The 25,667-nt window shown below is 57.0% G+C and carries 31 protein-coding genes; 17 read left to right on the forward strand and 14 right to left on the reverse strand.

The window, feature by feature from the left end:
• The first annotated feature begins 43 nt into the window (after positions 1-43).
• The 4 genes from ACR0AY_RS15090 (at position 44) to ACR0AY_RS15105 (ending at position 2,381) form a co-directional block, all read left to right on the forward strand.
• On the forward strand, positions 44-466 hold the full coding sequence (locus tag ACR0AY_RS15090) for a GNAT family N-acetyltransferase (RefSeq protein WP_480454358.1): 423 nt from the start codon (positions 44-46) through the stop codon (positions 464-466).
• A 168-nt stretch (positions 467-634) separates the two neighbouring features.
• Complete coding sequence (era, locus tag ACR0AY_RS15095; protein WP_170513452.1) at positions 635-1,543, forward strand: GTPase Era; 909 nt, start codon at positions 635-637, stop codon at positions 1,541-1,543.
• 55 nt (positions 1,544-1,598) lie between these two features.
• Positions 1,599-1,928, forward strand: coding sequence for a DUF1491 family protein (locus ACR0AY_RS15100; RefSeq protein WP_170402292.1), 330 nt, complete (start codon positions 1,599-1,601; stop codon positions 1,926-1,928).
• Positions 1,929-2,057: 129 nt separating this feature from the next.
• Positions 2,058-2,381 carry a SemiSWEET transporter gene (locus ACR0AY_RS15105; RefSeq protein ID WP_170392607.1) on the forward strand — a complete coding sequence of 108 codons (324 nt, stop codon included), beginning with the start codon at positions 2,058-2,060 and terminating at the stop codon, positions 2,379-2,381.
• A 9-nt stretch (positions 2,382-2,390) separates the two neighbouring features.
• On the opposite strand, the gene ACR0AY_RS15110 is transcribed toward ACR0AY_RS15105, so the two are convergent.
• Positions 2,391-2,780 (reverse strand): VOC family protein, encoded by a 390-nt coding sequence (locus ACR0AY_RS15110; protein WP_170402289.1) that lies wholly within the window; start codon positions 2,778-2,780, stop codon positions 2,391-2,393.
• Positions 2,781-2,948: 168 nt separating this feature from the next.
• On the opposite strand from ACR0AY_RS15110, the gene recO reads away from it, so the two are divergent.
• Entirely contained in the window at positions 2,949-3,674 is a 726-nt protein-coding gene (gene recO / locus ACR0AY_RS15115) for a DNA repair protein RecO (RefSeq protein WP_170513454.1), read from the forward strand.
• Here the strand turns inward: recO and ACR0AY_RS15120 are convergent.
• The 3 genes from ACR0AY_RS15120 to ACR0AY_RS15130 all read right to left on the reverse strand — a co-directional run bounded on the left by ACR0AY_RS15120 (position 3,658) and on the right by ACR0AY_RS15130 (position 6,513).
• Positions 3,658-4,050, reverse strand: coding sequence for an META domain-containing protein (locus tag ACR0AY_RS15120; protein WP_170513456.1), 393 nt, complete (start codon positions 4,048-4,050; stop codon positions 3,658-3,660). The genes recO and ACR0AY_RS15120 overlap by 17 nt on opposite strands.
• 12 nt (positions 4,051-4,062) lie before the next feature.
• Complete coding sequence (locus tag ACR0AY_RS15125; protein WP_170402284.1) at positions 4,063-4,605, reverse strand: hypothetical protein; 543 nt, start codon at positions 4,603-4,605, stop codon at positions 4,063-4,065.
• Positions 4,606-4,821: 216 nt separating this feature from the next.
• Positions 4,822-6,513, reverse strand: coding sequence for an acyl-CoA dehydrogenase family protein (locus tag ACR0AY_RS15130; RefSeq protein ID WP_170513458.1), 1,692 nt, complete (start codon positions 6,511-6,513; stop codon positions 4,822-4,824).
• A 144-nt stretch (positions 6,514-6,657) separates the two neighbouring features.
• Here ACR0AY_RS15130 and ACR0AY_RS15135 point away from each other — a divergent pair, with 144 nt between their 5' ends.
• On the forward strand, positions 6,658-7,422 hold the full coding sequence (locus tag ACR0AY_RS15135; RefSeq protein ID WP_170392601.1) for a sulfite exporter TauE/SafE family protein: 765 nt from the start codon (positions 6,658-6,660) through the stop codon (positions 7,420-7,422).
• Here the strand turns inward: ACR0AY_RS15135 and ACR0AY_RS15140 are convergent.
• The 3 genes from ACR0AY_RS15140 to ACR0AY_RS15150 all read right to left on the reverse strand — a co-directional run bounded on the left by ACR0AY_RS15140 (position 7,419) and on the right by ACR0AY_RS15150 (position 10,203).
• Entirely contained in the window at positions 7,419-7,961 is a 543-nt protein-coding gene (locus ACR0AY_RS15140; RefSeq protein WP_255611805.1) for a hypothetical protein, read from the reverse strand. The genes ACR0AY_RS15135 and ACR0AY_RS15140 overlap by 4 nt on opposite strands.
• 32 nt (positions 7,962-7,993) lie before the next feature.
• Complete coding sequence (locus tag ACR0AY_RS15145; RefSeq protein WP_170392600.1) at positions 7,994-8,284, reverse strand: hypothetical protein; 291 nt, start codon at positions 8,282-8,284, stop codon at positions 7,994-7,996.
• A gap of 320 nt (positions 8,285-8,604) precedes the next feature.
• The gene (locus ACR0AY_RS15150; protein WP_170513460.1) at positions 8,605-10,203 is read right to left on the reverse strand and encodes a phosphoenolpyruvate carboxykinase; all 1,599 of its coding nucleotides are present in this window, start codon (positions 10,201-10,203) and stop codon (positions 8,605-8,607) included.
• Positions 10,204-10,547: 344 nt separating this feature from the next.
• On the opposite strand from ACR0AY_RS15150, the gene ACR0AY_RS15155 reads away from it, so the two are divergent.
• Genes ACR0AY_RS15155 through ACR0AY_RS15185 form a run of 7 tightly spaced genes read left to right on the forward strand, consistent with a single transcriptional unit; the run spans position 10,548 to position 15,955 of the window.
• Positions 10,548-11,252, forward strand: coding sequence for a response regulator transcription factor (locus ACR0AY_RS15155; protein ID WP_170392598.1), 705 nt, complete (start codon positions 10,548-10,550; stop codon positions 11,250-11,252).
• A gap of 32 nt (positions 11,253-11,284) precedes the next feature.
• Entirely contained in the window at positions 11,285-12,994 is a 1,710-nt protein-coding gene (locus tag ACR0AY_RS15160) for a sensor histidine kinase (protein WP_170392597.1), read from the forward strand.
• Positions 12,995-12,997: 3 nt separating this feature from the next.
• Entirely contained in the window at positions 12,998-13,468 is a 471-nt protein-coding gene (locus ACR0AY_RS15165) for a phosphoenolpyruvate carboxykinase (ATP) (RefSeq protein ID WP_170425232.1), read from the forward strand.
• Complete coding sequence (gene rapZ, locus ACR0AY_RS15170) at positions 13,465-14,346, forward strand: RNase adapter RapZ (protein WP_480454360.1); 882 nt, start codon at positions 13,465-13,467, stop codon at positions 14,344-14,346. The genes ACR0AY_RS15165 and rapZ overlap by 4 nt, the downstream gene beginning before the upstream one ends.
• Positions 14,343-14,735 (forward strand): PTS sugar transporter subunit IIA, encoded by a 393-nt coding sequence (locus ACR0AY_RS15175; protein ID WP_170392594.1) that lies wholly within the window; start codon positions 14,343-14,345, stop codon positions 14,733-14,735. Before rapZ ends, ACR0AY_RS15175 begins: the two co-directional genes overlap by 4 nt.
• Before the next feature lie 16 nt (positions 14,736-14,751).
• On the forward strand, positions 14,752-15,021 hold the full coding sequence (locus tag ACR0AY_RS15180) for an HPr family phosphocarrier protein (RefSeq protein WP_170392593.1): 270 nt from the start codon (positions 14,752-14,754) through the stop codon (positions 15,019-15,021).
• Between the two features lie 34 nt (positions 15,022-15,055).
• Positions 15,056-15,955 carry a lysophospholipid acyltransferase family protein gene (locus tag ACR0AY_RS15185; protein WP_170392592.1) on the forward strand — a complete coding sequence of 300 codons (900 nt, stop codon included), beginning with the start codon at positions 15,056-15,058 and terminating at the stop codon, positions 15,953-15,955.
• A 79-nt stretch (positions 15,956-16,034) separates the two neighbouring features.
• Here the strand turns inward: ACR0AY_RS15185 and ACR0AY_RS15190 are convergent, their stop codons facing one another.
• Positions 16,035-16,910 carry a 3-hydroxybutyryl-CoA dehydrogenase gene (locus tag ACR0AY_RS15190; protein ID WP_170513461.1) on the reverse strand — a complete coding sequence of 292 codons (876 nt, stop codon included), beginning with the start codon at positions 16,908-16,910 and terminating at the stop codon, positions 16,035-16,037.
• A 163-nt stretch (positions 16,911-17,073) separates the two neighbouring features.
• Between ACR0AY_RS15190 and ACR0AY_RS15195 the strand changes: the two genes are divergently transcribed.
• Positions 17,074-17,892, forward strand: coding sequence for a DUF6473 family protein (locus ACR0AY_RS15195; RefSeq protein ID WP_480454362.1), 819 nt, complete (start codon positions 17,074-17,076; stop codon positions 17,890-17,892).
• Positions 17,893-17,955: 63 nt separating this feature from the next.
• On the opposite strand, the gene ACR0AY_RS15200 is transcribed toward ACR0AY_RS15195, so the two are convergent.
• The 6 genes from ACR0AY_RS15200 to ACR0AY_RS15225 form a co-directional block, all read right to left on the reverse strand.
• Positions 17,956-18,885, reverse strand: coding sequence for an electron transfer flavoprotein subunit alpha/FixB family protein (locus ACR0AY_RS15200; protein WP_170402252.1), 930 nt, complete (start codon positions 18,883-18,885; stop codon positions 17,956-17,958).
• Positions 18,885-19,643 carry an electron transfer flavoprotein subunit beta/FixA family protein gene (locus tag ACR0AY_RS15205; protein ID WP_170425241.1) on the reverse strand — a complete coding sequence of 253 codons (759 nt, stop codon included), beginning with the start codon at positions 19,641-19,643 and terminating at the stop codon, positions 18,885-18,887. The genes ACR0AY_RS15200 and ACR0AY_RS15205 overlap by 1 nt, the downstream gene beginning before the upstream one ends.
• A gap of 185 nt (positions 19,644-19,828) precedes the next feature.
• A complete protein-coding gene (locus ACR0AY_RS15210; RefSeq protein ID WP_170425243.1) occupies positions 19,829-20,401 on the reverse strand; it encodes a cob(I)yrinic acid a,c-diamide adenosyltransferase in 573 nt (190 codons plus the stop codon).
• Positions 20,402-20,404: 3 nt separating this feature from the next.
• Positions 20,405-20,605, reverse strand: a complete 201-nt coding sequence (locus tag ACR0AY_RS15215; protein ID WP_170392587.1) for a twin transmembrane helix small protein — start codon at positions 20,603-20,605, stop codon at positions 20,405-20,407.
• 79 nt (positions 20,606-20,684) lie between these two features.
• On the reverse strand, positions 20,685-21,512 hold the full coding sequence (locus ACR0AY_RS15220) for an SDR family NAD(P)-dependent oxidoreductase (protein ID WP_170513467.1): 828 nt from the start codon (positions 21,510-21,512) through the stop codon (positions 20,685-20,687).
• Between the two features lie 69 nt (positions 21,513-21,581).
• Positions 21,582-22,223, reverse strand: a complete 642-nt coding sequence (locus tag ACR0AY_RS15225) for an SH3 domain-containing protein (RefSeq protein ID WP_480454364.1) — start codon at positions 22,221-22,223, stop codon at positions 21,582-21,584.
• A 200-nt stretch (positions 22,224-22,423) separates the two neighbouring features.
• On the opposite strand from ACR0AY_RS15225, the gene parC reads away from it, so the two are divergent.
• The 3 genes from parC to ACR0AY_RS15240 form a co-directional block, all read left to right on the forward strand.
• Complete coding sequence (parC, locus tag ACR0AY_RS15230; protein ID WP_170513470.1) at positions 22,424-24,772, forward strand: DNA topoisomerase IV subunit A; 2,349 nt, start codon at positions 22,424-22,426, stop codon at positions 24,770-24,772.
• A gap of 97 nt (positions 24,773-24,869) precedes the next feature.
• Positions 24,870-25,460 (forward strand): hypothetical protein, encoded by a 591-nt coding sequence (locus tag ACR0AY_RS15235; RefSeq protein ID WP_170392584.1) that lies wholly within the window; start codon positions 24,870-24,872, stop codon positions 25,458-25,460.
• A gap of 116 nt (positions 25,461-25,576) precedes the next feature.
• On the forward strand, positions 25,577-25,667 hold a 91-nt coding region (locus ACR0AY_RS15240; protein WP_036223564.1), incomplete at its 3' end, for a GTP-binding protein.

Below are 25,667 nucleotides of genomic sequence, written 5' to 3' on the forward strand. Positions count from 1 at the left end.
CCTGTCGATTGAGGTCTGGATCGGAGCATATCTAAAGCGTGGTGTGAACGCCTTCTTTGCCGAGTTCGCACTGTCCGAGTTCACGACCGCCCGGTTCGAAGCCATATTGGAGGACGGCCAAGACCTCTTGATGGTTTCCGAAAACGAAGACGGGATCGACGGATATATTCGGCTTGCGGAAAATCGCATCGCACCTGTGGACGGGCTTTCTGACCTAGAAATCGTGACGTTCTACGTCCAGCACCGCCATCAAGGTAAAGGCATCGGCTCAGCGCTGCTCGATATCGCGATTGACTACATGCGTGAAAAAGGGCGCCCGTCGATTTGGCTGACAACCAATTCCGAGAATACGCCCGCAATCGACTTCTATCTAGCCAAAGGGTTCCGGCAGGTCGGAGTCACAGATTTTCGGATCGGGGACCAAGCCTATCCGAACCAAGTTCTGGCGTTGAACACTACAACCTGATCGCGCGATCAAGCCCGGCCAATGCCGGCACCGGTCGACCGGGCAGCGTCGCCCTATGGGCCGCAGACTGGCCTTCGCTCACTGATATCCGCAATGCGACAAATCCCTCTGGCCCGTCCGCGCATTCTGCTATAGGGGTGCGCACTTGCAAACAGGATCGCAGGACACATGAGCACACGCGCCGGATTTATCGCCCTGATCGGAGAGCCCAACGCAGGCAAATCCACCCTTCTGAACCGCATGGTCGGAGCCAAAGTCTCGATCGTGACGCACAAAGTGCAAACCACCCGTGCTCGTATCCGTGGCGTGGCAATGGAGGGCGATGCGCAACTGGTCTTTGTCGACACGCCGGGCCTCTTCAAACCGCGCCGCCGTCTGGACCGTGCCATGGTAGCCGCCGCTTGGGGCGGGGCTGCAGATGCGGATGTGGTCGTGCTGATGATCGAGGCGCATCGCGGTATCACCGAAGGTGTCGAACGCATCCTCGAAGGCCTGGAAGAGATCGGGCAGGGCCGCACCATCGCACTTGCGATCAACAAGATCGACAAGGTGCCGTCCGAGAAACTGTTGGCCCTGACCAGCGATCTGAACGCGCGCTACCCGTTTTCTGAGACCTTCATGATCTCGGCCGAAAAAGGCCACGGCGTTGACGATTTGCGCAACTGGCTGGCCTCGGAACTGCCCGAGGGCCCGTGGCTCTATCCGGAAGACCAGATTGCGGATCTGCCTCTGCGCATGATCGCGGCTGAGATGACGCGCGAGAAACTGACCCTGCGCCTGCATCAGGAACTGCCTTACCAGCTGACCGTCGAGACCGAGAACTGGGAAGAGCGCAAGGACGGCTCGGCCAAGATCGATCAGGTCATCTATGTTATGCGTGATGGCCACAAAGGGATTGTGCTGGGCAAACGTGGTGAGACCATAAAGGCCGTCAGTCAGGCGGCGCGTGCCGAGCTGGAAGAGTTTTTGGACCGCAAGATTCACCTGTTCTTGCAGGTGAAAGTCCGGCCCAACTGGCTGGAGGAATCCGAGCGCTACTCGGAAATGGGTCTGGATTTCAAAGACGGCAACGCATGACCCGGGCCAAGAATTTTCGTCGAAAATTCTCAACGCCTACGGAAAGGTCAGAACCATGACCCGGCTGACAGCTGAATTCTGGGTGCATGCCTATCTGGCGCGGCTGCGGTTTCAGGAAATACCGGCTTTTGTTGTGGCGCATGGGGATGACACCGCTGGGGCGGTGCTTATCAAACTCAACACACTCAACGGGCGGGCCGCAGCCTTTCAGCGCAGTTTTGATCTGATGAGCGGCGAGCGCAAATGGGTGGAGCTCTCATCCGGAGAAGAGGCAGACGTAGATGCCGCCATCACCCGCCAACGCAGTTTTGACCCCGACCTTTGGGTAATCGAGGTGGAAGACCGCCAAGGCAGGCACCTGCTGGGTGAAGAAGGTCTGGACTAACCCGCGCCAAATGATCTTGGACGTACGGCGCAAAGCGACTATTTTGCTTTGCAACCGGCTGTTTGCTTTGCAACCGGCTGAATGAAACGGCCCAATCTTCCGGGGGCCGCAGGAACAGGAGGGGGTTGAGTGGCTGAAACGCTTGCCCAGAAACTGGAAAACTCAAATCTCGGTCACTGGATGCAGCGGTTCGAGGGGTTCATGGTCTTCATCGGCGTCGTTGGCCCCTTCGCCACGCTTCCACAACTGATCAAGCTTTATTTCACCCACTCCGAACATGCGACCGGACAGTCGCTGCTGTCCTGGTCTCTGTATGCTGGGCTGTCGTTTTTGTGGTTCGCCTATGGGCTGGTGGTGGGCAAGTTGCCCATCTATGTGGGCAACGGTATCTCAATGGTGCTGAACCTGCTGATGGTTATCGGCATTCTGATTCACGCAGGTATGACGTTCTAGGTCGCACGATCAGCCTGCATCGCTAAAATAGACAAAGCTCATCTTGTTGCCATCAGGATCGCGCGCATAAGCGCCATAGAAGTTCGGGCCATATTGAGGTCGATCTCCGGGGTCACCTTCATTTGTTCCGCCATTGGCAAGAGCCTCGGCATGTACCTCGCGAACTTCCGCTTCACTTTCGCAAAGCAAGCCAACCATGTTGCCGTTTCCAACCGTCGCGGCCTCTTTGTCAAAGGGCGTCGCGACCCACATGGACCCACCGCCCCGCAGCTCGTAACAAACAGCGTGGGGCATATATTCAGCAATAACCTTGCCGCCGATTTTGGGCACAACCGCATCGTAAAAGCTTCGCGCTTTGACGACATCATTTGAACCGATCATGACATAGTTAAGTGACATTTCTTAAATTCCTCCGTGTAGAACATAAAGTGAACACTATTGCGTGAACAGATGTCACGCAACGTGTTTTTGGTGTTCCACAGGGTCAACCTGACGCGTTTCCACCTTGAACCTGCAACGGCCATAAGATTTCCTGCGTATATATCTGTTGACCTGACGAGGCCAAACTTGGACTGGCGTGATCACGGCATTCTTCTGACCTCTCGCCGTCATGGTGAGACAGCGGCGATCATCGAGGTCTTTACCGAAGCCCATGGTCGTCACGCCGGCATTGTGCGCGGAGGCACCAGCCGCAAGATCGCCCCGATCCTGCAACCCGGCGCGCAACTGGACGTGCTTTGGCGCGCGCGGCTCGAAGAACATCTTGGTACCTTTCAGGTCGAACCCCTGCGTTCGCGTGCTGCAGCGGCGTTTTCAGGGCGGCTGGCGCTGGCCGGATTAAATGCGGTGGTGGCGCTGCTGTCCTTTTGCCTGCCCGAACGCGAGCCTCATCCGGCGATCTATCAGCAAACAGAACAGTTGATGGACCTGCTAGGGCAGGATGACGTCTGGCCACTGGCCTATCTGCGCTGGGAACTGGCGCTGCTGGAAGAGTTGGGCTTTGGCTTGGATCTTTCGGCCTGCGCAGTGACAGGGGCGACCGAGGGGTTGGTCTATGTCTCTCCGAAAACCGGCCGCGCGGTCAGTGCGGCGGGGGCAGGGGACTGGGCCGATAAGCTGCTGCCTTTGCCCCCCTGCCTGCGCGGCGAAGGCGCGGCTCCGGATACCGAGATTGCTGAAGCCTTGCGCACGACCGGGTATTTTCTGGAAAACCATCTGGCTCCGTCGCTGGGTCATACGCCTTTGCCGGACGCACGCGCGCGATTTGTGGCGCAGTTTACTCGGCGGCTTTGAACACCATCTCGTGCCCGTCCTCATTGCGCAGGATCAGCACATCGCCGGACACCTCGGACTGGGTCATCGCCATCAGTGCGGCGAAATAAAACCCCTCGGCTTCAAGCCCTGCGCAAGCCGCGCGGGTGGCGACAAGATCGGTGATCTCAAACCACGGGTAGGGTGCATTCAGTGTACCTGAATAGGTGTTGCACGGGGCATTGCCCTCAATCCTACCCTCTTCGGGGAATCGCAAAAGGGTGCTGGCCTCAAAAGGCTGCCCGTCGATCTCTTGCAAAGCCCATGTCTGATCCGCTGCGCCATAGGCGGCGACAGTCTCATCCTTGTCGCATTGGAACAGGGTTAAAAGGGGCAGGAACAAGGCCAGACGTAACATCGCAATATCCTGTCAGTAGGGGTTCACACCGCTGATTAACTCTTCGCGCACTTCAAGGCGGGGGCGCCAGTTGTATTTGGTGTCCTCGCGCACCTGATCCCAATAAAGCACCCCGCTGTTGCGCCACGGGTCAAGGATGATGCCTTCATACATTGAATCTCCCTTAGCGCTGATCAGAGCCGAATGGTGGATGATCCGGAACGCAGTTGGAGGCGACGTGGCCCAGTGCAAATCCAGAGTGCGAAAGTTCTCTTGCTTCAAACGCGTGGTCATAGCCTGCGCCCAATCATTGCACAGACCTTTTTCGCGAAATCCGTTGATGACCTTTGCGTTGTGGATGATGGCTGGATCGGTGACGTTCCAGTCCTGTTTCAGTTGATTGGAATAGGCATAAGATATCTCGGCTGCACGCCGCGCCTCGGCAGGGTCAACCTTGGGGTCAAGCTGCTGGATCGCTTGTGCCAACTGGTCCACATCATCGGGCCCGGTGTTTGGTGCCATGGCGCATCCGGCAAGGGCCATGCAGGTGGCCAAAACTGCGATGATGATCTTCACGCTCGATTCTCCTCTGGCCAGCTTGGGCGCTGGGTTTGGTTGACGCCCTTTACCCGATTTCTGCGCTCGATCCGAGGGGGAAGTTTCGCCCATTAAGCCCTGAAACCGAGTTGTACAACTCGGAAGAAATAGGCCTGAAGGTCCGTACAACACGGAAGAAAAAGAAAACCCGGCGCAAGGCCGGGTTCAGTTGGGGAAACCGCGTCGCTTCGGGCGTCAGCCCAGCAATCGACGCGCGATGACTTGCGCCTGTATTTCTGCGGCGCCTTCAAAGATATTTAGGATGCGCGCGTCACAAAGCACGCGGCTAATTTTGTATTCCAGAGCGAAGCCGTTGCCGCCATGAATCTGCAGCCCGTTATCCGCCGCAGCCCAAGCAACTCGAGCGCCCAGCAGCTTGGCCATCCCGGCCTCAAGGTCGCAACGTTGACCGTGATCTTTTTCCCAAGCAGAATAATAAGTTAGCTGTCGCGCGATCATGATCTCGACCGCCATCATCGCCAGCTTGCCCGAGACGCGAGGGAAATTGATCAGAGATTTGCCGAACTGCTTGCGGTCTTGTGCATATTGCATGGCAATGTCCAAAGCACTCTGCGCTACGCCGATGGCGCGGGCAGCCGTTTGGATGCGGGCAGACTCGAAGGTTTCCATTAACTGCTTGAAACCTTTGCCTTCTTCGCCGCCCAGCAGGTTTTCGCCCTTCACTTCGAAGCCGTCAAATCCCAGCTCGTATTCCTTCATGCCACGATAACCCAACACCTCAATCTCACCACCAGTCATGCCGGGCGTGGGGAAGGGGTTCTCGTCGGTTCCAGGTGTCTTTTCAGCCAGGAACATGGACAGCCCACGGTGATCGGTACTGTCGGGATTAGTCCGCGCCAGCAAGGTCATCACATGGGTGCGCGCCGCGTGCGTGATCCATGTTTTATTTCCTGTTATCTTATAGTTACCATCTTCACCCTTGACGGCCCGCGTGCGCAGGCTGCCCAAATCCGATCCGGTATTGGGTTCAGTGAAAACAGCGGTTGGCAGGATCTCGGCGCTGGCCAGTTTTGGCAGCCAGTTGGCCTTTTGTTCATCCGTACCGCCCGCGATGATCAGTTCTGCGGCGATTTCGGACCGTGTGCCCAGAGAACCCACACCGATGTACCCGCGCGAAAGCTCTTCCGAGACCACACACATTGAGGCTTTGGATAGGCCGAACCCGCCGAATTCTTCGGGGATGGTCAGACCGAACACGCCCATCTCGGCCAGTTCCTCGATAATCTCGATTGGGATCAGTTCGTCCTTCAGGTGCCATTCGTGGGCATTAGGCTCAACCTTTTCAACGGCATAGCGGCGAAACTGGTCTCGGATCATCTCCAGTTCTTCGTCCAGACCAGACGCACCAAACATGGTGGCACCGGACTGGTCCTGCATCAACTCAACCAGACGCGTGCGCGCGGCCTGAGAGTTGGCTTGCGCCATCAGTGTCTGCACTTCGCTGCATTGGAATCCCGACAGAGCATCCCAGCCAAGGCCAAGATCCTGCAAACGTACAACCTCGCCCTGGTTCATCGGAATACCACCGGCGATCTGATGCAAGTATTCCCCAAAGGCGATCTGATGCAACAGCTGCTCCATCTCGCCGAATTTTCCCTCGGCCTGAAGCGCCTCGGCCCAGCGCTGCATCTGCTGCAGCGACTGGTGGTATGTGGCCAGCCAAGCCAGCCCATGTGCGGCTGTCTGATTGGCCTCGATCAGTGCGCCCGATATTCGCCCTTCGCTAGTCACCTGCGCGCGAACCGATTCGACCGCCTTATCGAACACCGCTTGAACGCCGGGCAGGGCGGCTGCGCTGAGTGTTAGAAGATCGGGCAAAACCGCTGGCTGCGTCATGTTCGTCACATCCTGTCCGTCATGGGCCATGAATCACGTCCTCTGCTGGGTTGTCTGGTCATATCATGCTGCACATGCAGCGCAACAAAAATACGCAAATCATCCATAAAAAGTTCAAAAATTGCTTAGTGACTTTTGCAGTGCAGAAATTTTTTGGACTGGTATGAAGGGTCGATGGGACTGTTTTCACTTATGTCGCCGCAGGATTTCTGTCTGGCTTTGGTCGTTGCCTTCGTCGCGGGCTGGGTCAAAGGCATGGTCGGTTTTGCCATGCCAATGGTGCTTGTTTCTGGTCTTAGCATGATGCTGCCGCCTGAGCTGGCGCTGGCAGGTCTAATCTTGCCCACGCTGGTGACCAATGGGGTGCAGGCCTTGCGGGAAGGTTTACCTGCGGCGGCGGCGTCAGTTCGAAAGTTCAAGGTATTTCTGAGCGTTGGACTGGTCTGTCTATTGGCCAGCGCGCAGCTGATCAACATCTTGTCGCCCAAGGCATTTCTGCTGATCTTAGGCGCACCAGTTTCGTTCTTCGCTCTGATGCAACTACTGGGGCTGAAACTGACGCTGCAAGCGCCCTCAATGCGGGTTGAGGCTATGGTGGGTGCGGTGGCCGGTGCTGTCGGCGGCATCTCGGGCGTGTGGGGACCACCAACCGTGGCCTATCTGACAGCCTTGAATACACCGAAGAAGGATCAGATGCGGGTACAGGGCGTGATATACGGTCTGGGCGCCGTGGCGCTTATTGTGGCGCATCTGGGTTCGGGTATTCTAAGGACTGACACAGCGGTGTTCTCAGCGCTGCTGATTATCCCTGCCTTGGTGGGAATGCGCGGGGGTCAGTTTCTGCAGGATCGTATCGATCAGGCACAGTTCCGCAAACTCACTCTGCTTGTACTGCTGATTGCAGGGCTGAACCTGCTGCGCAGGGGTCTTTTGGGTTAGTTGCGTCTTTCAGCAAATCGAAAGGCGAAATAGAGGCCCAACATTAGGAAAAAAAGACCTGAGATATCACCGATCAGATAGGCGATATACTCGGCCGTTGCGCTGCCGAAGGCCATGTTGGTGAGAACGGACACCAATACCGATGTGATGATTCCAACGCCCATCACGCATAACCAGCATGGCTTCCGATCGACGCGCGGAAACAAATCCCAGCCCAACGCCTTGCAGACATAAAAAACCGCTGGAACTGTGGTGACCGCGATAGTGATCGCCAGCAATCTGCTGGGCAGAAGAACATCCCAACCGCCCACAAGAGCAAAGACGATGGCAACGCCGGGCAACAGTGCGAATATCGCCCTCCATCCCAATAACCAGGCCGACAGAACCCGCACGCCGTGCGGCAGGAACAATAAGCTGGCATAGCTGGGGTATGCGGGAAAAAACACGTTTTGAAGCGGCATCAGCACCTGGAATGTTAGGAACGATGCAGCGACATAGGCCAAAGAGGCATAGAATGTTTCAGAGGCCCATCTGCGCACGGGGTCAGCCGATTACAGATCTGGGGTGGCGATCACCTGGGCGCATGAACCAGATACCGTCCGCGATTGGCGCTACCGCTTTGTGACAGATAACCCTTTTGAACCAGAGACTTCAGCGCGCGGAAAAATGTCGGGCGAGATACGCTTTTGACCAGCGTGTGTTCGATCAGACCAAAGGTGCGTACTTCGCGATCATCTTTCGACAGTTCTTCGGCGGCATAGTAGATGTCGCGCTCGACCGGTGAGAGTTCTTCCAGCCCAAGAGTGCGCTCCATGCTTTGCATCAGTTTGCGCAGTTCGGTGAGTTTTGAGATTTCAGTCATTACTTGCCTATAGTTTCCGTGACGGACCGAGGCAGTTCGAAAGGCTGACCTTTTGAACACATCACGCCGACACCCATCCCCGTGTAGAAATAATCATTACCTTGTTGAACGGCCCGAGACATGATGTGAGTAAGCTAGCCCGGATCGCCCGATGTTCAAATTTAACAGAAGCCGCTGCCAAAGGACGCCGGGCTTCGAAGCGTCTTGGGTAAATTGCGATAGCGCATGTTGCACGTTATCGCAATGAACTTGTCTGTGTGCACAAGGTGCCGATGCGTAAGCTTTGGTGGGTCAGGGGCCATGATGGCCCCTGAATTCGATCAACCGATCGCGACAGCTTTGATGTCTTCGTCGATGAAGGGCAGGTACTGCTCGAAGTTTTCCGCGAACATGTGCACCAGCTTTTCCGCCTGTTTGTCGAAGGCTTCCTGATCGTCCCAGGTGCGGCGCGGATCCAGCAAGACCTCGGGCACACCAGGGACAGAGACCGGCACATCGAAGCCGAAATTGGCGTCCTTGCGGAATTCCGCATCGGTCAGTGATCCTTCCAGTGCAGCCGTCAGCAGCGCGCGGGTGGCCTTAATTGGCATGCGGCTGCCCACGCCGTAGGCACCTCCAGTCCAGCCGGTGTTGACCAACCAGCAGGTCGCGCCATGCTGAGCAATCTTATCGCGTAGAAGGTTGCCATAAGCCTCGGGGCGGCGTGGCATAAAGGGCGCGCCAAAGCAGGTCGAGAAGGTGGGCTGCGGTTCGGTCACGCCACGTTCGGTCCCGGCGACCTTCGAGGTAAAGCCGGAAAGGAAGTGATACATCGCCTGCGCAGGCGTCAACCGAGCGATCGGAGGCAAAACACCGAACGCATCGCAGGTCAACATGATGATGTTCTTAGGATGCCCGCCCAATGCAGTTTTCGACGCGTTGGAGATGTATTCCAACGGGTAGGCGCAGCGCATATTCGCTGTCAGAGAGTCGTCGTTGAAATCCAGCTCTTTGGTCTCGGGATCAAAAACCATGTTCTCGATCACCGTGCCAAATTTCGAGGTGGTGGCGTAGATTTCTGGTTCGGCTTCGGCGTTCAGGTTGATGGTCTTGGCATAGCAACCACCTTCAAAGTTGAAGGTGCCTCGATCCGACCAACCGTGTTCGTCATCACCGATCAAGGTGCGCGACGGGTCGGCAGACAGGGTGGTCTTGCCGGTGCCGGACAGGCCGAAGAATACGGCGGTGTCGACCGGGTTGCCAACCGCGTGGTTAGCCGAGCAGTGCATCGGCATCACGCCTTTTTCGGGCAGCATATAGTTCAGCAGGGTGAAGACGGACTTCTTGTTCTCGCCGGCGTATTCGGTGCCGCCGATCAGGATCAGCTTGCGGTCAAAGTTCAGTGCAATCACCGTTTCGCTGCGGCAGCCATGCTTTTTGGGGTCCGCCTGGAAGCTGGGACAGTTGATGATAGTAAAGTCAGCCGTGAAATCATCCAGATCCTCACGATCCGGGCGGCGCAGCAGGTGGCGGATGAACAGGTTGTGCCACGCCAGCTCGGTTACCATGCGCACATTGATCGAGTAGCTGGGGTCAGCCCCACCCACGAGGTCCTGCACGAAGTAGTCGCGGCCTTTCATATGGGTCAGCATATCTTCATAGAGCGCGTCAAAACCTTCAGGGCTCATGGCGGCGTTGTTTTCCCACCAGATGCTGTCGGCAACACTGTCTGTCTTGACAACATGCTTGTCCTTGGGCGAGCGGCCAGTGAATTTGCCGGTGGTGACCAGAAAGGCGCCGCCATTGCCAAGGGTGCCTTCGCCGCGCTTCAGCGCTTCTTCGATCAGCGCCGGTTCCATGAAGTTGTAATAGACATTGCCCAGACCCTCGATGCCCTGATCTTCGAGGCGGAATTGCGGGTTAACCCGTCCAGATGTCATGTGTGTCTTCTCCTGTGGCGGCGCGAGGGCCTTGGGCCGGGTGCACCATTGGGGCGGATACCGGAAAGAGCCGGCGGTCAAGCGCCTCTTATCACGGTATTTTGGGACATGAACAGGAGGGTTGGGGGTAGTTAGCGCAACCAAGTTGAGGTTTAGCGCCATCACGATTTGTCTGCCGTAAATCAAGGCAGCTATTTGGGCGCAGCAAGGCAAATTTGCCGCATACCTGCCGCAAGAATGGCACGATTCGAGGTTACGAGTTGATTCGGTGGCTCAAAACCGCCAACAATGCCTTACAAAAAAGCGTATTATTGCGCGAGTGAGCAGGAATAGGGGTGAACCCGATGTCAAAGATTGCACTGGTGGACGACGACAGAAATATCCTGACGTCCGTGTCCATGACACTCGAAGCCGAAGGGTTTGAGGTCGAAACATACAACGATGGTCAGGCTGCGCTGGACGCTTTCAACAAAAAGCTGCCAGACATGGCCGTACTGGATATCAAGATGCCGCGGATGGACGGCATGGATCTTCTGCAAAGGCTGCGGCAGAAAACCCAGATGCCCGTGATTTTCCTAACCTCCAAGGATGATGAGATCGATGAGGTTCTGGGCCTGCGGATGGGCGCGGATGACTACGTCAAGAAGCCGTTCTCGCAACGGTTGCTGGTGGAACGGATTCGCGCCTTGCTGCGCCGTCAGGAAGCGGTCGATGGTGATGTGACCAATGCGGCCTCGGGCGATACAAAAGTGATGGAGCGGGGCGAGCTGCGGATGGACCCGCTGCGCCACGCTGTCAGCTGGAAAGGCAATGATGTCTCGCTGACAGTTACCGAGTTTCTGCTGCTGCAGGCCTTGGCGCAACGTCCGGGCTTTGTCAAAAGTCGCGATCAGCTGATGGATGTGGCTTATGATGATCAGGTCTACGTGGATGACCGCACCATTGACAGTCATATCAAGCGACTGCGTAAGAAGATGCGCGCAGCCGATCCCGAGTTTTCGGCGATAGAAACGCTGTACGGTATCGGGTATCGTTATAACGAAGAATAGGCGCGGCCGTTTTATCAAGCCGAAGGGGTCTCGTGCGCGATACTGAACAAGCCAACCAAGTGCACGACGCAGACGTCGTTCTTGGGGATGACTGGGTCATCCCCCAAGACCCTGATGCTGCCGAGCTACAGGCCAAGCGTTCGCGACGAAACCTGTTTTCTATGCGCTATTCGCCCCTGGCGCGCAGGATCATCACCTTCAACCTCATTGCCCTTGTCATTTTGGTGGCAGGGCTGCTGTATCTGGACGACACGCGAAAAGAACGGGTTCAACAAACCGCGCAGAACCTGGTCGGTGATGCCCAACTTGTCAGCAACGTTTTTGAAACCCAGCTGCGTCAACCCTCTGCCAATGGTGCAGGCACATTGGATGTCCGTGATACGCTAGCGGGTCTCAGCTTGCCCGAAGGCGGCGAGGTTTTTGTTTATGACGGCACGGGCACTCTGATCGGTTGGACACGCGGGGCGTCCATGGCCGACAAATTGCCCAGCCTTTTGCATCAGGACGCCGACAGCGCCACTGGAAGCACTTTGATCAGCGACGCATTGAATGCGGTTTGGAATGGTGTGTCTGCGGTCTTTAGCGGTTCTTCCGAAAGCGAGGCTCCGACGCTGGCGCAACGGGTGCAGGAAATGATCCCGCAGGCGCTGAACGGCGGATTGCAAGTACAGGCCGTGCACGACGATAAAGGCAAGACGGTGATTGTCGCCGTGGCCCCGATCCTATTGGACGATACGCCTGTGGGTGCCGTTGCTATGGCGGGCCCGGCGGGCGAGATCGATGCGCTGGCCCGCAAGGAGCAAGAGCGGATCCTGCAGATGTTTGTGGTGGCACTGCTGGTCTCGATCGGTCTGAGCCTCGTTTTGGCCTCAACGATTGCCAATCCTCTTGCTGATCTGGCCGCTGCTGCCGAGATGGGCAAGGACCGCGGAGCCGGAGTGAACCCCGGACGTATCCGCATCCCGGATCTCAGTGCGCGTCCGGATGAAATCGGCCGCCTGAGCCAGGCTTTGCGCGGGATGGTCACGGCGCTTTACAACCGCATTGACGCGAACGAACAATTTGCGGCCGATGTCGCGCATGAGATCAAGAACCCGTTGGCCAGCCTGCAATCCGCCGTGGGCACCATGCGTATGGTCAAACGCGATGATCAGCGCGAAAAGCTATTGGGCGTGATTGAGCATGATGTGCGGCGATTGGATCGACTGGTCAGCGATATCTCGAACGCATCGCGGCTGGATGCGGAGTTGGTGAAAGAAGAAGAGCAGCCCTTTGACCTGCTCAATCTGCTTGGCAATATCAGTCAGTTTCTGGGTGAAGATGCCCGTTCGAAAGGCATCGAATATATCACAGACCTTCCCTCGGACCCCATCGTGGTCAACGGGCTCGAGGCGCGTCTGGCGCAGGTCTTTGTCAACCTGATCACCAATGCGATTTCGTTCTGCGAGGACAAAGACGCCATCCGGGTCTGGGTCCGCCGTCGTGACAACCGCGTGCTCGTGGTGGTTGAAGACACCGGTCCCGGCATTCCTGATCAGGCGCTGACCAAGATCTTCAAGCGTTTCTATTCCGAACGCCCCGAAGAGCATTTCGGCAACAATTCGGGCCTTGGATTGGCGATTTCGAAACAAATCGTCGAGGCGCATGGTGGTGTGATCTGGGCAGAAAATATCCGTCCAACCGAGGCCGATATCACCTCGGACCCACTGGGTGCGCGGTTTGTTGTCGGGCTTCCCGTCTAGGTTATGAGCACCACCCCACTTTCTGAGATAGCGGATCAAGGGTCGGCCTGCATTCATGGGACCTGTGTTGCGCTTCAGGAAAAGGGCGTATTGATCATTGGCGCCTCGGGTACGGGCAAATCTTCTTTGGCGCTACAGATGATGGCGCTTGGGGCGCAGCTTGTCGCTGATGACCGGGTCGAATTGACCGGACAGGCCGATCACGTGATGGCAGCTGGACTTCCGCAGATCCGCGGCCTGATTGAAGCGCGCGGCATCGGGTTGCTGCGGGCCGAAGCCGCGAGGCCGGTCCGATTGGCATTCGTTGTGGATATGGACCAACCCGAGCCCGCGCGGTTACCTGAACCCGCTGAAATTCTTGTGTTGAAGCAAACTGTTCCCTTGCTTCGGGGGGCTGGCGTGCCCAATTTGGCTGCAGGACTTATTCAACTTGTGAAAATGGGGCGCGTAGCCCCGGAATGGCCGAATACATGACAGCACAACAGCGCGTCGTTCTGATAACAGGTCCTTCCGGTGCAGGGCGATCGACCGCAATTCATGTGCTTGAAGATCTGGGGTTCGAGGCGATTGACAACCTGCCGATGGGGTTGCTGGCTCGCCTCGTCGACAATTCGGAGCCTGCGCGCCCTATGGCTTTGGGTATAGACGCGCGCAACCGCGATTTTTCAACCACCGGGTTTATCGAACTTGCCGCCAAACTGGGCCGGATGGAGAATGTCGACCTGACGATCCTCTATTTGGATTGCCGGGACGAGGTGCTGCTTCGTCGCTTCTCGGAGACCCGCCGCCGTCACCCGGTTGCGACTGATGCCAGCCCGGAAACCGGCATTTGTCAGGAAAAGGAACTGTTAGCCCCAATTCGCGAGTTTGCCGACACGCTGATCGACACCAGCGCGTTGAATGTGCATCAGCTGCGGGAAGAGGTCGAACGCTGGTTCGCCCCAAAGGGCGGGCGGCATCTGGCGGTGTCGATCGAATCCTTCTCGTACAAGCGGGGCTTGCCGCGCGGTTTGGACATGGTGTTCGATTGCCGGTTTCTGGCCAATCCATACTGGCGGCCTGAACTGCGGGATGCGGATGGTCGAAACTCGGATGTGGCGGCCTATGTTCAATCAGATGCAAACTATGGCGTCTTCTTTGACCGGGTGGTCGACCTGCTGATCGAACTGCTTCCGGCCTTCCGTGAGGAAGGCAAAGCGCACCTTTCAGTTGCATTTGGGTGCACCGGAGGGCAGCACCGCTCGGTCGCGGTGGCTGAAGCAGTTGCAAAGGCCCTTGCAGAAGGGGGGCAGCAGGTGGCAATTAGGCATCGCGAAATGGAACGACGCGCGATGAATGTGAGGCCGGAGTGATCGGGATCGTTATTGTTGCACATGGTGGGTTGGCTCAGGAGTATCTTGCGGCCACGCAGCATGTGGTTGGAAAGCAACCCGGACTGGTGGCCATCCCGATAGAAGCCGACCATGATCGCGAAGCGAAACAAGTTGAAATCTGCCGCGCGGCGGACGAGGTCGATATGGGCGATGGCGTCGTTGTGGTGACCGATCTGTTTGGCGGCAGCCCCTCGAATCTGAGCCTGCGCGCATGTGCGCCACAAGACCGGCGAATCCTTTACGGGGCCAACCTTCCCATGCTGATCAAACTGGCCAAAAGTCGCCACTTGCCACTGGCGGAGGCCGTGCGTTTGGCTTTGGAAGCTGGACGAAAGTACATCAATGCGCAAAATGTGACATTGGATTGACACCGGATAAATTCATATGACGACCAAGAGTTTGAAAATTATCAATGAAAAGGGCCTTCACGCCCGCGCTTCTGCCAAGCTGGTCGAGGTGGTCGAAGGCTTTGATGCGCGCGCCGAGGTGTCACGAGACGGGCTTTCTGCCTCGGGCGACAGTATCATGGGCCTTTTGATGTTGGCAGCGTCGCGCGGAAGCACTATTGACGTCGAGACGTCCGGCCCGGATGCTGAGGCGTTGGCAGAGGCTTTGGAAACATTGGTGAACGATAAGTTCGGCGAAGGGTTCTGACAGCCACGACACCAAGGACGGAAAGACAAGGCAATTGGCGGAAACCACGCACGATACCAAGACAGGTCCTGTAGTGGATCACGACACCGATCAGGGTGAAATCTACGACCGCAGAACCCTGACCTACGCCAACTCGTTTGACGATGCCTGGACGTCTACGGCCATTCGCGCCATCGAATGGTGCACAGGCAAGCTGACCATCTTGCGCATGGTCAACAAGTTCGAGAAGCAGAACGAACGCTATCGAGGTCAGAAGTTCTGGGGCGGTGCGCTCAAGACCATGGGTATCGAGCTGACAACCCCAGCCGAACAGATCGCCCGCATCCCAAAAGAAGGCCCCGTAGTGGTCGTCGCGAACCATCCGCACGGCATGGTTGATGGCATGATCTTCGCTGAACTCATCGGCCGGGTCCGCAGTGACTATCGCATCCTGACCCGCTCAGTCCTGACTGGGTTGGATGAAGCTGCGACCTCATTCATGATCCCGGTGCCCTTCCCGCATGATCCTGAAGCGCAGGCCAAGATGCTCGAGATGCGCAGCAAGACGATGAAACATCTGGCAGATGGGGGCGTTGTCGCGTTATTCCCGTCAGGTGTTGTGATGTCTTCGGATGATTGGTTCGGACCAGCCATCGAGCGGGAGTGGAATGTCTTCACCGCGAAGATGATCCGTAGGTCGGGTGCCAAGGTCGTGCCGATCTTCTTCCCTGGCAGCAACTCGCGCTGGTATCAAATTGCCAACCGGATATCGCCCATCCTGCGCCAGGGCCTACTGCTGCACGAAATCGTCCGATCCTGCAACAGGCCCCAGTCGCCGGTGATCGGTGACCCGATTTCGGATAAAGACATGGACCTGCTGGAACGCGACCCCCGCGGTTTCATGGCATGGCTCCGTGATCACACCATGGCGCTGGGCAAGACGCTCAAATCCTGATCCGCCCCTTCATCTGGCCAAAAATATCTCGGGAGTGAATTGAGCCATAGGCTCAAGAGAGGGCTGGCCCTCTCAGATTCTACCGTGTGGGTACCGGAACCTCGCCTCGATAATCATAAAACCCGCGTTCGGTTTTGCGTCCCAGCCATCCGGCTTCGACATATTTCGTCAACAGCGGGCAGGGACGATACTTGGTGTCTGCCAGTCCGTCATGTAACACGTTCATGATCGCCAGACAGGTATCCAAGCCGATGAAGTCCGCCAGTTCCAATGGGCCCATAGGGTGGTTTGCGCCCAGTTTCATCGATTGGTCAATGGACTGCACATTCCCGACACCTTCATACAATGTGTAAACCGCCTCATTGATCATGGGCATCAGAATGCGATTCACGATAAAGGCCGGAAAATCTTCGGCGCTGGCTGAGGTTTTGCCAAGCCGGTCCACTACGGCTTTACAGGAGTTAAAGGTTGCTTCATCGGTGGCGATGCCCCGGATCAACTCGACGAGCTGCATCACAGGGACCGGGTTCATGAAGTGGAATCCCATGAAACGTTCGGGCCGGTCGGTGCGGCTGGCCAGCCGGGTAATTGAGATCGACGAAGTGTTCGATGTCAGGATCGTATGTGGCTGTAGGTGCGGCAACAGGTCTTCAAAGATTGCCTGTTTCACCGTTTCCCGCTCGGTCGCGGCTTCGATTACAAGATCGGTCTGCCCCAAATCCGGCAGATTCAGCGTCGTCGTGATCCGACTCAACGCGGATTTCACTGCATCATCCGAGATTTTGCCGCGTGACGCTTGACGCGCCAGGTTGGTTTCAATGGTTGCCATAGCGCTGTTTAGCGCGTCCTGGCTGACATCGTTCAGTAGAACATCATACTCTGCCAACGCCATAACATGAGCAATCCCGTTGCCCATCTGTCCAGCGCCGATCACTCCGACTGATTTTACGTCCATTTGTTCGATGCCCTTGTTCGCAGAATATGGCGACATTATCGGCAGTTCCCTATGGGCGGCAAGGGGACGGGGACAGTCAATTTCGCTTCAAATGCGCGCATTAGGACTTTCTCAAGACTTGCGGCGGCAAAATGGCGGTTGGGTGAATATTTGGGTGAGTGTGATGAGCTATCAATCGATCAATGCGGTCCATTCCGCGGAAACGACGTGCGAATATGAAAATTCGAAACTACGTTTCAGGGGCCCTCAAAGGGCGTTGAACAACCCCTATGTGGCATGTTTGGGGGGCGAAGAGACTTTTGGCCGTTTCGTGGAAACCCCCTTTCCCAATGAGTTGGAACGTCGTCTGGATCGTCGATGCGTCAACCTTGGCAGCCTGTTCTGCGGTGTCGAAGCGTTGACGCAGGACAAAGGGCTACTGGAGATCGCAAACCGATCTGATATATGCGTCCTGCAGTTACCCGGCATGCTGGGGCTATCGAACCGATTCTACCGGGTGCACCCACGACGCAATGACCGTTTCGTTGCGCCAAATGCCGATCTGGTTGCGCTGTATCCCGAAGAAGATTTTACGGATGTCCATTTTGTACAGCACTTGCTGAATCGCCTGTCGGCACGCTCGGATGCCCGAATTGAACTTGTGGAACAAGAGTTGCGCAATGTCTGGATCGAAAAGCTCGGCAAGTTTCTTGCAGAAGTAGGCCCGCCCGTCCTGCTTTTGCATCTGCAAGTGGAGAGGAGCGATTTGGATTCGACACCGGGTGACGGCTTTGCAATCAACCCCGAGATGATTGAGCCTTTGAGACCCCATTGTACGGATATTTTGTCCTTGCAGGTTCAGGTGTCCGGCGTATCCGATGAGCTTGAAGACATGTTGTTTGGCACCCTGCAACAACCGATTGCCGAGCATATGATCGGCCCAGCCACACATCGCAATATCGCTGGCTCACTTGCCCAAGTGATCAACGACCTGGGCGTATAAACAGCAAAGGCCCGCCAGTGGCGGGCCTTCTAAGATTTTTCGTCGAGAAATCTTTGTCTGAAATCAGCCGAGTTTTTCGGTGAGTTCCGGCACGGCCTGGAACAGGTCTGCGACCAGACCGAAGTCTGCGACCTGGAAGATCGGCGCTTCTTCGTCCTTGTTGATCGCAACGATGACCTTGGAGTCCTTCATGCCCGCCAGGTGCTGGATCGCACCCGAGATGCCGACTGCAACGTAAAGGTCAGGGGCAACAACTTTACCGGTCTGACCCACCTGCCAGTCGTTCGGGGCGTAGCCCGAGTCAACTGCGGCGCGTGAGGCACCAACGGCGGCTCCCAGCTTATCGGCTAGGCCTTCGATCAGTTTGAAGTCGTCTTCCGAGCCAACACCACGGCCACCCGAAACAACAACACCAGCCGAAGTCAGTTCAGGACGGTCGCTTTCAGCAACCTTGTCCTCGACCCACGACGACAGGCCGGGGTTTTCGCCGACCGAGATGGTCTCGACCGCCGCCGAACCACCTTCGCCCGCCGCATCGAAGCTGGCGGTCCGGATGGTCACGACTTTCTTGGCGTCGTTCGATTTCACGGTCTGGATCGCGTTACCCGCGTAGATCGGACGCTCGAAAGTGGTGGCATCGACCACGCCAGACGCGTCCGAGATCACCATCACGTCCAGCAGGGCTGCAACGCGCGGCATCACGTTCTTGGCGTCGGTGGTGGCAGGGGCAACGATATGCTCGTACCCATCGGCCAGACCCACGATCAGGGCTGCGGTCGATTCCGCCAGGCGATGACCCAGCGAGGCGTCTTCGGCCACCAGAACCTTGGATACGCCATCGATCTTGGCAGCGGCCTCACCAGCAGCAGCGGCAGAACCACCTGCGGCCAGAACGGTGATGTCGCCCAGCGACTTGACAGCCGCTACGGTCTTGGCGGTGGCGTCAACCGACAGCTCACCATTGTTAACCTCTGCGAGAAGAAGAACAGCCATTACACAGCCCCCGCTTCTTTGAGTTTCTCGACCAGCTCATCAACCGAGCCCACGATGATACCTGCGGCGCGTGCCGGCGGCTCTTCGGTCTTGACGATTTCCAGACGCGGCGTGACGTCGACGCCATAATCGGCGGCGGTTTTTTCATCCAGCGGCTTTTTCTTCGCCTTCATGATGTTCGGCAGCGACGCGTAGCGCGGCTCGTTCAGGCGCAGGTCGACGGTCACGATGGTTGGCATTTTGACGGAGATGGTCTGCAGACCGCCGTCAACCTCACGGGTGATCTTGGCAGTGTCGCCTTCGATGTCCAGCTCGGATGCGAAAGTGCCTTGGCTCCAGCCCAGCAGGGCCGACAGCATCTGACCGGTGGCGTTCATGTCATTGTCGATCGCCTGCTTGCCCGCCAGAACGATGCCGGGCTGCTCTTCTTCGACCACTTTGGCGAGGATCTTGGCAACTGCAAGCGGTTCGATGTCCTGATGCACGTCATCCGCCGCGACAACCAGAATGGCACGGTCGGCGCCCATGGCCAGTGCGGTCCGCAGGGTTTCCTGCGACTGTTTCACACCGATCGAAACGGCAACAACCTCATCGGCCTTGCCCGCCTCTTTCAGGCGGATCGCCTCTTCCACGGCAATTTCGTCGAACGGGTTCATCGACATTTTTACATTGGCGAGATCAACGCCGCTGCCATCCGCTTTCACACGAACTTTCACGTTGTAGTCAATCACGCGCTTGACAGGCACGAGTACCTTCATTTTTGCGTATGCTCCTTACAAAAACGGCAAGCCGCGCAGCGACTCCACCAATGCTCTCGCTGGCTTAGATAGCGGGTCGTGATGTTCTGCGACAGAGCAAAATCGTCACGTCATGGTTTCGAGACGTCGCGTTTTGTCATTTTTTGGACCAGAAACGAAATTTAGTTTCCCGACGGCAGGCGCGATCACCGGTTTGCGCCGGGAATCCAGAGCACATCATCGTGCCCGCCGTTGTTGGCACAGCGCGCGGCGACAAAGAACCAATCGCTCAGGCGGTTGAGGTATTTGACAGCCACCTCATTGACCGGTTCCATGTTTGTCAGCTCAACCGCCAACCGCTCGGCCCGGCGCGAAACTGTTCTGCACACATGCAGATGCGCGGCCAAACGTGAGCCACCGGGTAGGATGAAACTGCGCAAGGGCTGGAGCGCTTCATTCATCGCATCGATCTCGGCTTCAAGCCGGTCGATCTGAGCGGAAACGATACGCAGGGGCGGATAGTCGGCCTCGGCATCCTTATCCATGTCGGGGCGGCAGAAATCGGCACCCAGATCAAACAGGTCATTCTGGATACGGGACAAGGCGGCTTCGACTTCTCCGTCTGCTTCGGTCCGTGCCACGCCGACAAAGGAATTAAGCTCATCCACAGTGCCATAGGCCGCGACACGCCCGGAATATTTGGCGACGCGCTCGCCATTGCCCAGAGCGGTTTTCCCATCATCGCCGGTGCGCGTGTAAATCTTGTTGAGAACGACCATGCCTTACCCTCCCTGCCCACGCAGATAGACGTAAAGTACGATCAGCAGCACCGCAATGAACTGAAACAGGATCCGCAGGCGCATCAGTTTGTTGCTTTTCAGCGCGGCCTCTTTGCCGGGTTTTCCAAAATTGGCAATGCCCATCACCAGCACGACGACGACCGCCGCCATGGCCAGAAGCAGTATGACCATCGTTAGGTCCATAGCTCACCGTCCGTGTTTGTTCAGTTGTTGAGCTGTCATCTAGCGTTGATAGCGGCAAAAGCGAACAGGTAATTTCGCCTCATATGTCCGAGAGGATGCGATCAATGGCCCGGGTGGGCAGAATACGGCGCAGATATCCGGCGACATATGTGGGCGTCGTCACATAGTATCGCGGACGTGGGCGCTTGGATTCAACCGCATGGGCCAATTTGGCGGTAACAGCCGAGGCAGGCAGTTCGAACTTGTCAGGTCCGGAGGATTCGTAGAGGCGTTTCAGCAGCGTATCCTCGTATCTCTGTCGCAGGGCTGAGCTTTTCCAGTCAATAAAGCGTTCGAAGACAGGGATCGCGTTCACACGGATCTTCGAGGTGACCGGGCCTGGTTCGATCAGGATGACCTTGATGTCGGTGTCTCGTAGCTCTAGGCGCAAGGTATCGGTCAGGCCTTCGATGGCGTATTTGGTGGCGACGTATGCCCCGCGCCAGGGGAACGCGACCAGTCCCAACACTGATGAGTTCTGCACGATGCGCCCATGGCCCTGAGCCCGCATCACGGGAATCACTTGCCGGGTCAGTTCGTGCCAGCCAAATACGTTGGTCTCGAAAATTAGGCGAAGCCCTTCGATTGGGACATCTTCAACCGCGCCGGGAAGGCCGTGAGCGCCATTGTTGAACAACGCATCCAGCGTACCACAGGTCGCGTCCAAAACCTGCTGCAGGCCTGAGGTAATGCTATCGGAATCGGTATAGTCGATCAGCGGGCTGTCGAAACCCTGTGCCCGTAGCCGATCACAGTCACGCTGTTGACGGCATGAGGCAAAAACGCGCCAACCGCGCGCGCGCATCCCGTGCGCCGCGTCCAGACCGATCCCGGATGAGCAGCCTGTGATCAGAATTGATTTCTGCATATTGCCCCCGCCTCTGTACTTCGCCCATAGCTATGGCGAGCTTTAGGTCAGGACAATGACACAGTTGCGTCAGTTTGTTGGTTTCCGAACCAGTGAGGCAGAAATCCAACCCACACGCTGATCAGGGTATAACCGCAAACGCAGCCAGCCGGTGCCGGAATCGCTGAGAACCTCGACGCGCTGGCCAAGTTTGGCTTTGGCGATGATGGGGTAAATCGTTCCGGGGCCATCGCGCATATTGACCCGCGTGCCCGAGATTTCGCGGATATCTTTCTCGGGCTCGATGACCTGATTCACAGGTGTGATGTCATCCTGCACCTCGGCCTCGACCTGCAACAGTCCGGCGGCTCCGTCTTCAAGCGAAGCCAGAGTAAAGCTGACGCCGTTCTCGTCAAATGCAGAGAACTGAGACAGCGGATCGTTGGTGACTTGTGACAGGACGACCGCGGCATCCTCCTCTACTTGTGGCTCGGGCTGAGCGCGCGCCTGTACAATGCGCGCGGCAACGTTGGTCACAAGGTCTTCAGCCCGAGGTGCGTGGTCGTCTTTAGCCCGAGGTGCGTGGTCGGATGCAGGCTCATGTTCTGGCACAGAGGCAACGCGAACCGGTTGCTCGGTGCGGGTGCCGCGCGGTTCGAAATCCGGGCCCCCGCTCATCACATAGAAGCTCCAGCCGAGCATGGCGAAAGTGATAACAATAACACGCTTCATGGCGCACCCCCTGGCAATCGTAACATCAATAAAAGGCAGCAGTCTTAATGTTCGAAAGCCTACCATAGATTCAGCTTCGAGTCGAAAAGCGGGGGAAATCCGATACTTGCCTCCCCCTGTTGCAAAAAGCCCGACTTGTCCCCAGCAAAATATGCGCCGATTGCTTTACCCGCGCGCGCTTGCGTCGTATCACATCATGTATGAACGATACGATCGACGACCCCAATATGGAGACCCCTGACAATGGGGGCGAGGTAGCCGAGCCGCTGCGCCGCGCAATTGGCGAGCGCTACCTGACCTACGCGCTTTCCACCATCATGCACCGCGCTTTGCCAGATGCGCGCGATGGATTGAAGCCGGTTCACCGGCGAATCCTCTACGCGATGCGCGAGTTGCGACTCAGTGCGACGGGCGGTTTCCGTAAGTCAGCGAAAATCTCTGGCGACGTGATGGGTAACTATCACCCTCATGGCGACGCGGCGATTTACGACGCAATGGCGCGCTTGGCACAGGACTTCAACGTCCGATATCCACTGGTCGACGGGCAGGGGAATTTTGGCAATATCGACGGCGATAATCCGGCGGCCTCTCGATACACCGAGGCGCGGATGACCATCGTCGCCGAAGCCCTGTTGGAAGGGTTGAACGAAGACGCTGTCGATTTCCGCGACAACTATGACGGCACACTGACCGAACCGGTCGTGTTGCCCGCACAGTTCCCGAATCTACTGGCCAATGGCGCCAGCGGTATCGCGGTGGGCATGGCGACGAATATCCCGCCGCATAATATTTCCGAGCTGTGCGACGCTTGTCTGCATCTGATCAAGACGCCGGATGCGCGTGACGATACGCTATTGAATTACGTTCCCGGCCCGGATTTTCCAACCGGGGGCGTCATTGTCGAGCCGCCCGAAAATATCGCGCAGGCCTACCGCACCGGGCGTGGATCCTTCCGGCTGCGCTGTAAATACGAGGTTGAAGATCTGGGGCGTGGCCAGTGGCAGATCATCGTCACCGAGATTCCCTATCAGGTTCAGAAATCCAAGCTGATCGAAAAGATCGCGGAACTGATCCAGACCAAGAAAATCCCGATCCTTGCCGATGTCCGCGACGAATCCGCTGATGACATCCGCCTGATCCTTGAACCACGCTCTAAGAACGTGGACCCCGAGGTGCTGATGGGCATGCTCTATCGCAACTCGGACCTTGAGGTGCGCTTCAGCCTCAACATGAACGTGCTGATTGACGGGGTGACGCCCAAGGTCTGTTCGATGAAGGAAGTGCTGCGCGCGTTCCTTGACCACCGGCAAGAGGTGCTGATCAGGCGGTCGCGTCACCGCATGGCCAAGATCGACCACCGCCTTGAGGTATTGGAGGGCTTTATCGTCGCCTTCCTGAACCTCGACCGGGTGATCGATATCATCCGCTACGACGACGACCCCAAGGCCGCTCTGATGCGCGAAGATTGGGGCATCGATCACGTCCGCGCAACCGATGAGTCCGATTACGTCTCGCCGAAGCCGGGTGAGGGCGAACTGTCCGAGGTGCAGGTCGATGCGATCCTCAACATGCGCCTGCGCAGCTTGCGCCGTCTGGAAGAGATGGAACTGGTACGCGAACGTGACGAACTGATGCTGGAACGCGCCAACCTCGAAGACCTGCTGGCCGACCCCGCCCTTCAATGGGCCAAGATCGCCGAGCAACTCAAAGAGACCAAGAAGACCTTCGGCAAAGACTATGAAGGCGGCGCGCGCCGGACACAATTTGCCGAGGCAGGTCAGGTCGAGGAAGTGCCGCTTGAGGCGATGATCGACAAGGAACCGATCACGGTCGTCTGCTCTCAGATGGGTTGGATCAGGGCAATGACCGGCCATATCGATCTGAAGCGCGAGTTGAAGTTCAAAGATGGTGACGGCCCGCGTTTCATTTTCCACGCGGAAACTACGGACCGCCTGCTGGTCTTTGCGTCAAATGGCCGATTCTATACCGTCAGCGCCGCTAACCTGCCTGGCGGGCGTGGCATGGGCGAACCGCTACGTCTGATGGTCGACCTGCCGAACGAGGCGCAGATTATCGACATCCTGATCCACAAACCGGGGCGCAAGCTGCTTGTGGCCTCAGATGCGGGCAACGGCTTTATGGTGCCGGAAGATGACGTTCTGGCGCAGACCCGGAATGGCAAACAGGTGCTGAACGTCAAAGGAGACGAGACGGCGATGATCTGTAAGCCGGTTGAGGGCGATCATGTTGCTGTCGTCTCGCAGAACGGGAAATTCCTAGTGTTCCCGACAGAGGAACTGCCCGAGATGACCCGTGGTAAGGGTGTCCGCTTGCAGAAGTACAACATGGCGCGTGGGCGGCAGGGCACACTGGAATTGGATGGTGGGTTATCCGATATCACCACCTTCAACTGGGAAGAGGGACTGAAATGGTCCATGGGCGGCGACAAAACCCGGCACGAGGCAGATATGTCCCAATGGCTGGCCAAGCGCGCAGGTGTCGGTAAAAAAGCACCTTATGGCTTTCCGAGGGATTACAAGTTCTCGTGATATGCTGTCCGCTTGGTGAAAATCTGCCGATACTGCTTGGCACAACCCGTATCGGTGCGCTACATCCAAAGAAAACAGGCCTATCGAGACGAGAGACATGCTGCGCATTCTGACACTGATCACCGGGTTGGCCCTGATGGGCGCATGCACCCAAACGCAGGTTTATGAAGACCCCGAGTCGCTGGGTGAATTCAAGCTACGCGTGAATTATGCCTTTGCGGAAAAGGCCGTTCAAGGACCGGTTTCGCGGGATGCTACGCCGGATGAATGGACCAAAGCGATCCAGAATGCAGTGGACATCAGGCTTGGCCGGTATGAAGGTTCACAGGAATACGACATTGGCATCAGTCTCGAGGGCTACATGTTGGCACCTCCGGGAATTCCTGTGATTTACAACCCCAAAAGCACCGCCATCGTTCTGGTAAACGTCTATGACGTCGAAAAGAAAGAGTTCCTTGCTAAAGGCAAGCAGTTTCAGGTGCTCGAAGATACCACCGGTGAAAGCGCCCTTACAGGATCAGGAAATGCGCGCACCCGAGAAGAACAGATGAACGGTCTGGCCTTGAAGGTTGCCGACCGGGTTGAGGAATGGCTGGCCGAAGAGCACAAGGATGATGGCTGGTTTGACAAGCGTCCCAGCTTGATCCAGCCGCTTGAAACCGAAGCTGTCACACAAAATCCGGCGTGATGGATGCATTTCCCTCAGGATGTGCTTGATTTTCCCCCCTGAACCAAATATCTCGCGCGCGCAGATGTAACCACGGGACCAAGGGTCCCCCAAATTGCAAAAAGGGCGCCTGAGGAATGGCAAAGGAAAAGTTTGAGCGTAATAAGCCGCACGTCAACATCGGCACGATTGGCCACGTTGACCACGGCAAGACCACGCTGACCGCAG

The sequence above is a fragment of the Ruegeria sp. A5 genome (genome assembly GCF_056543005.1).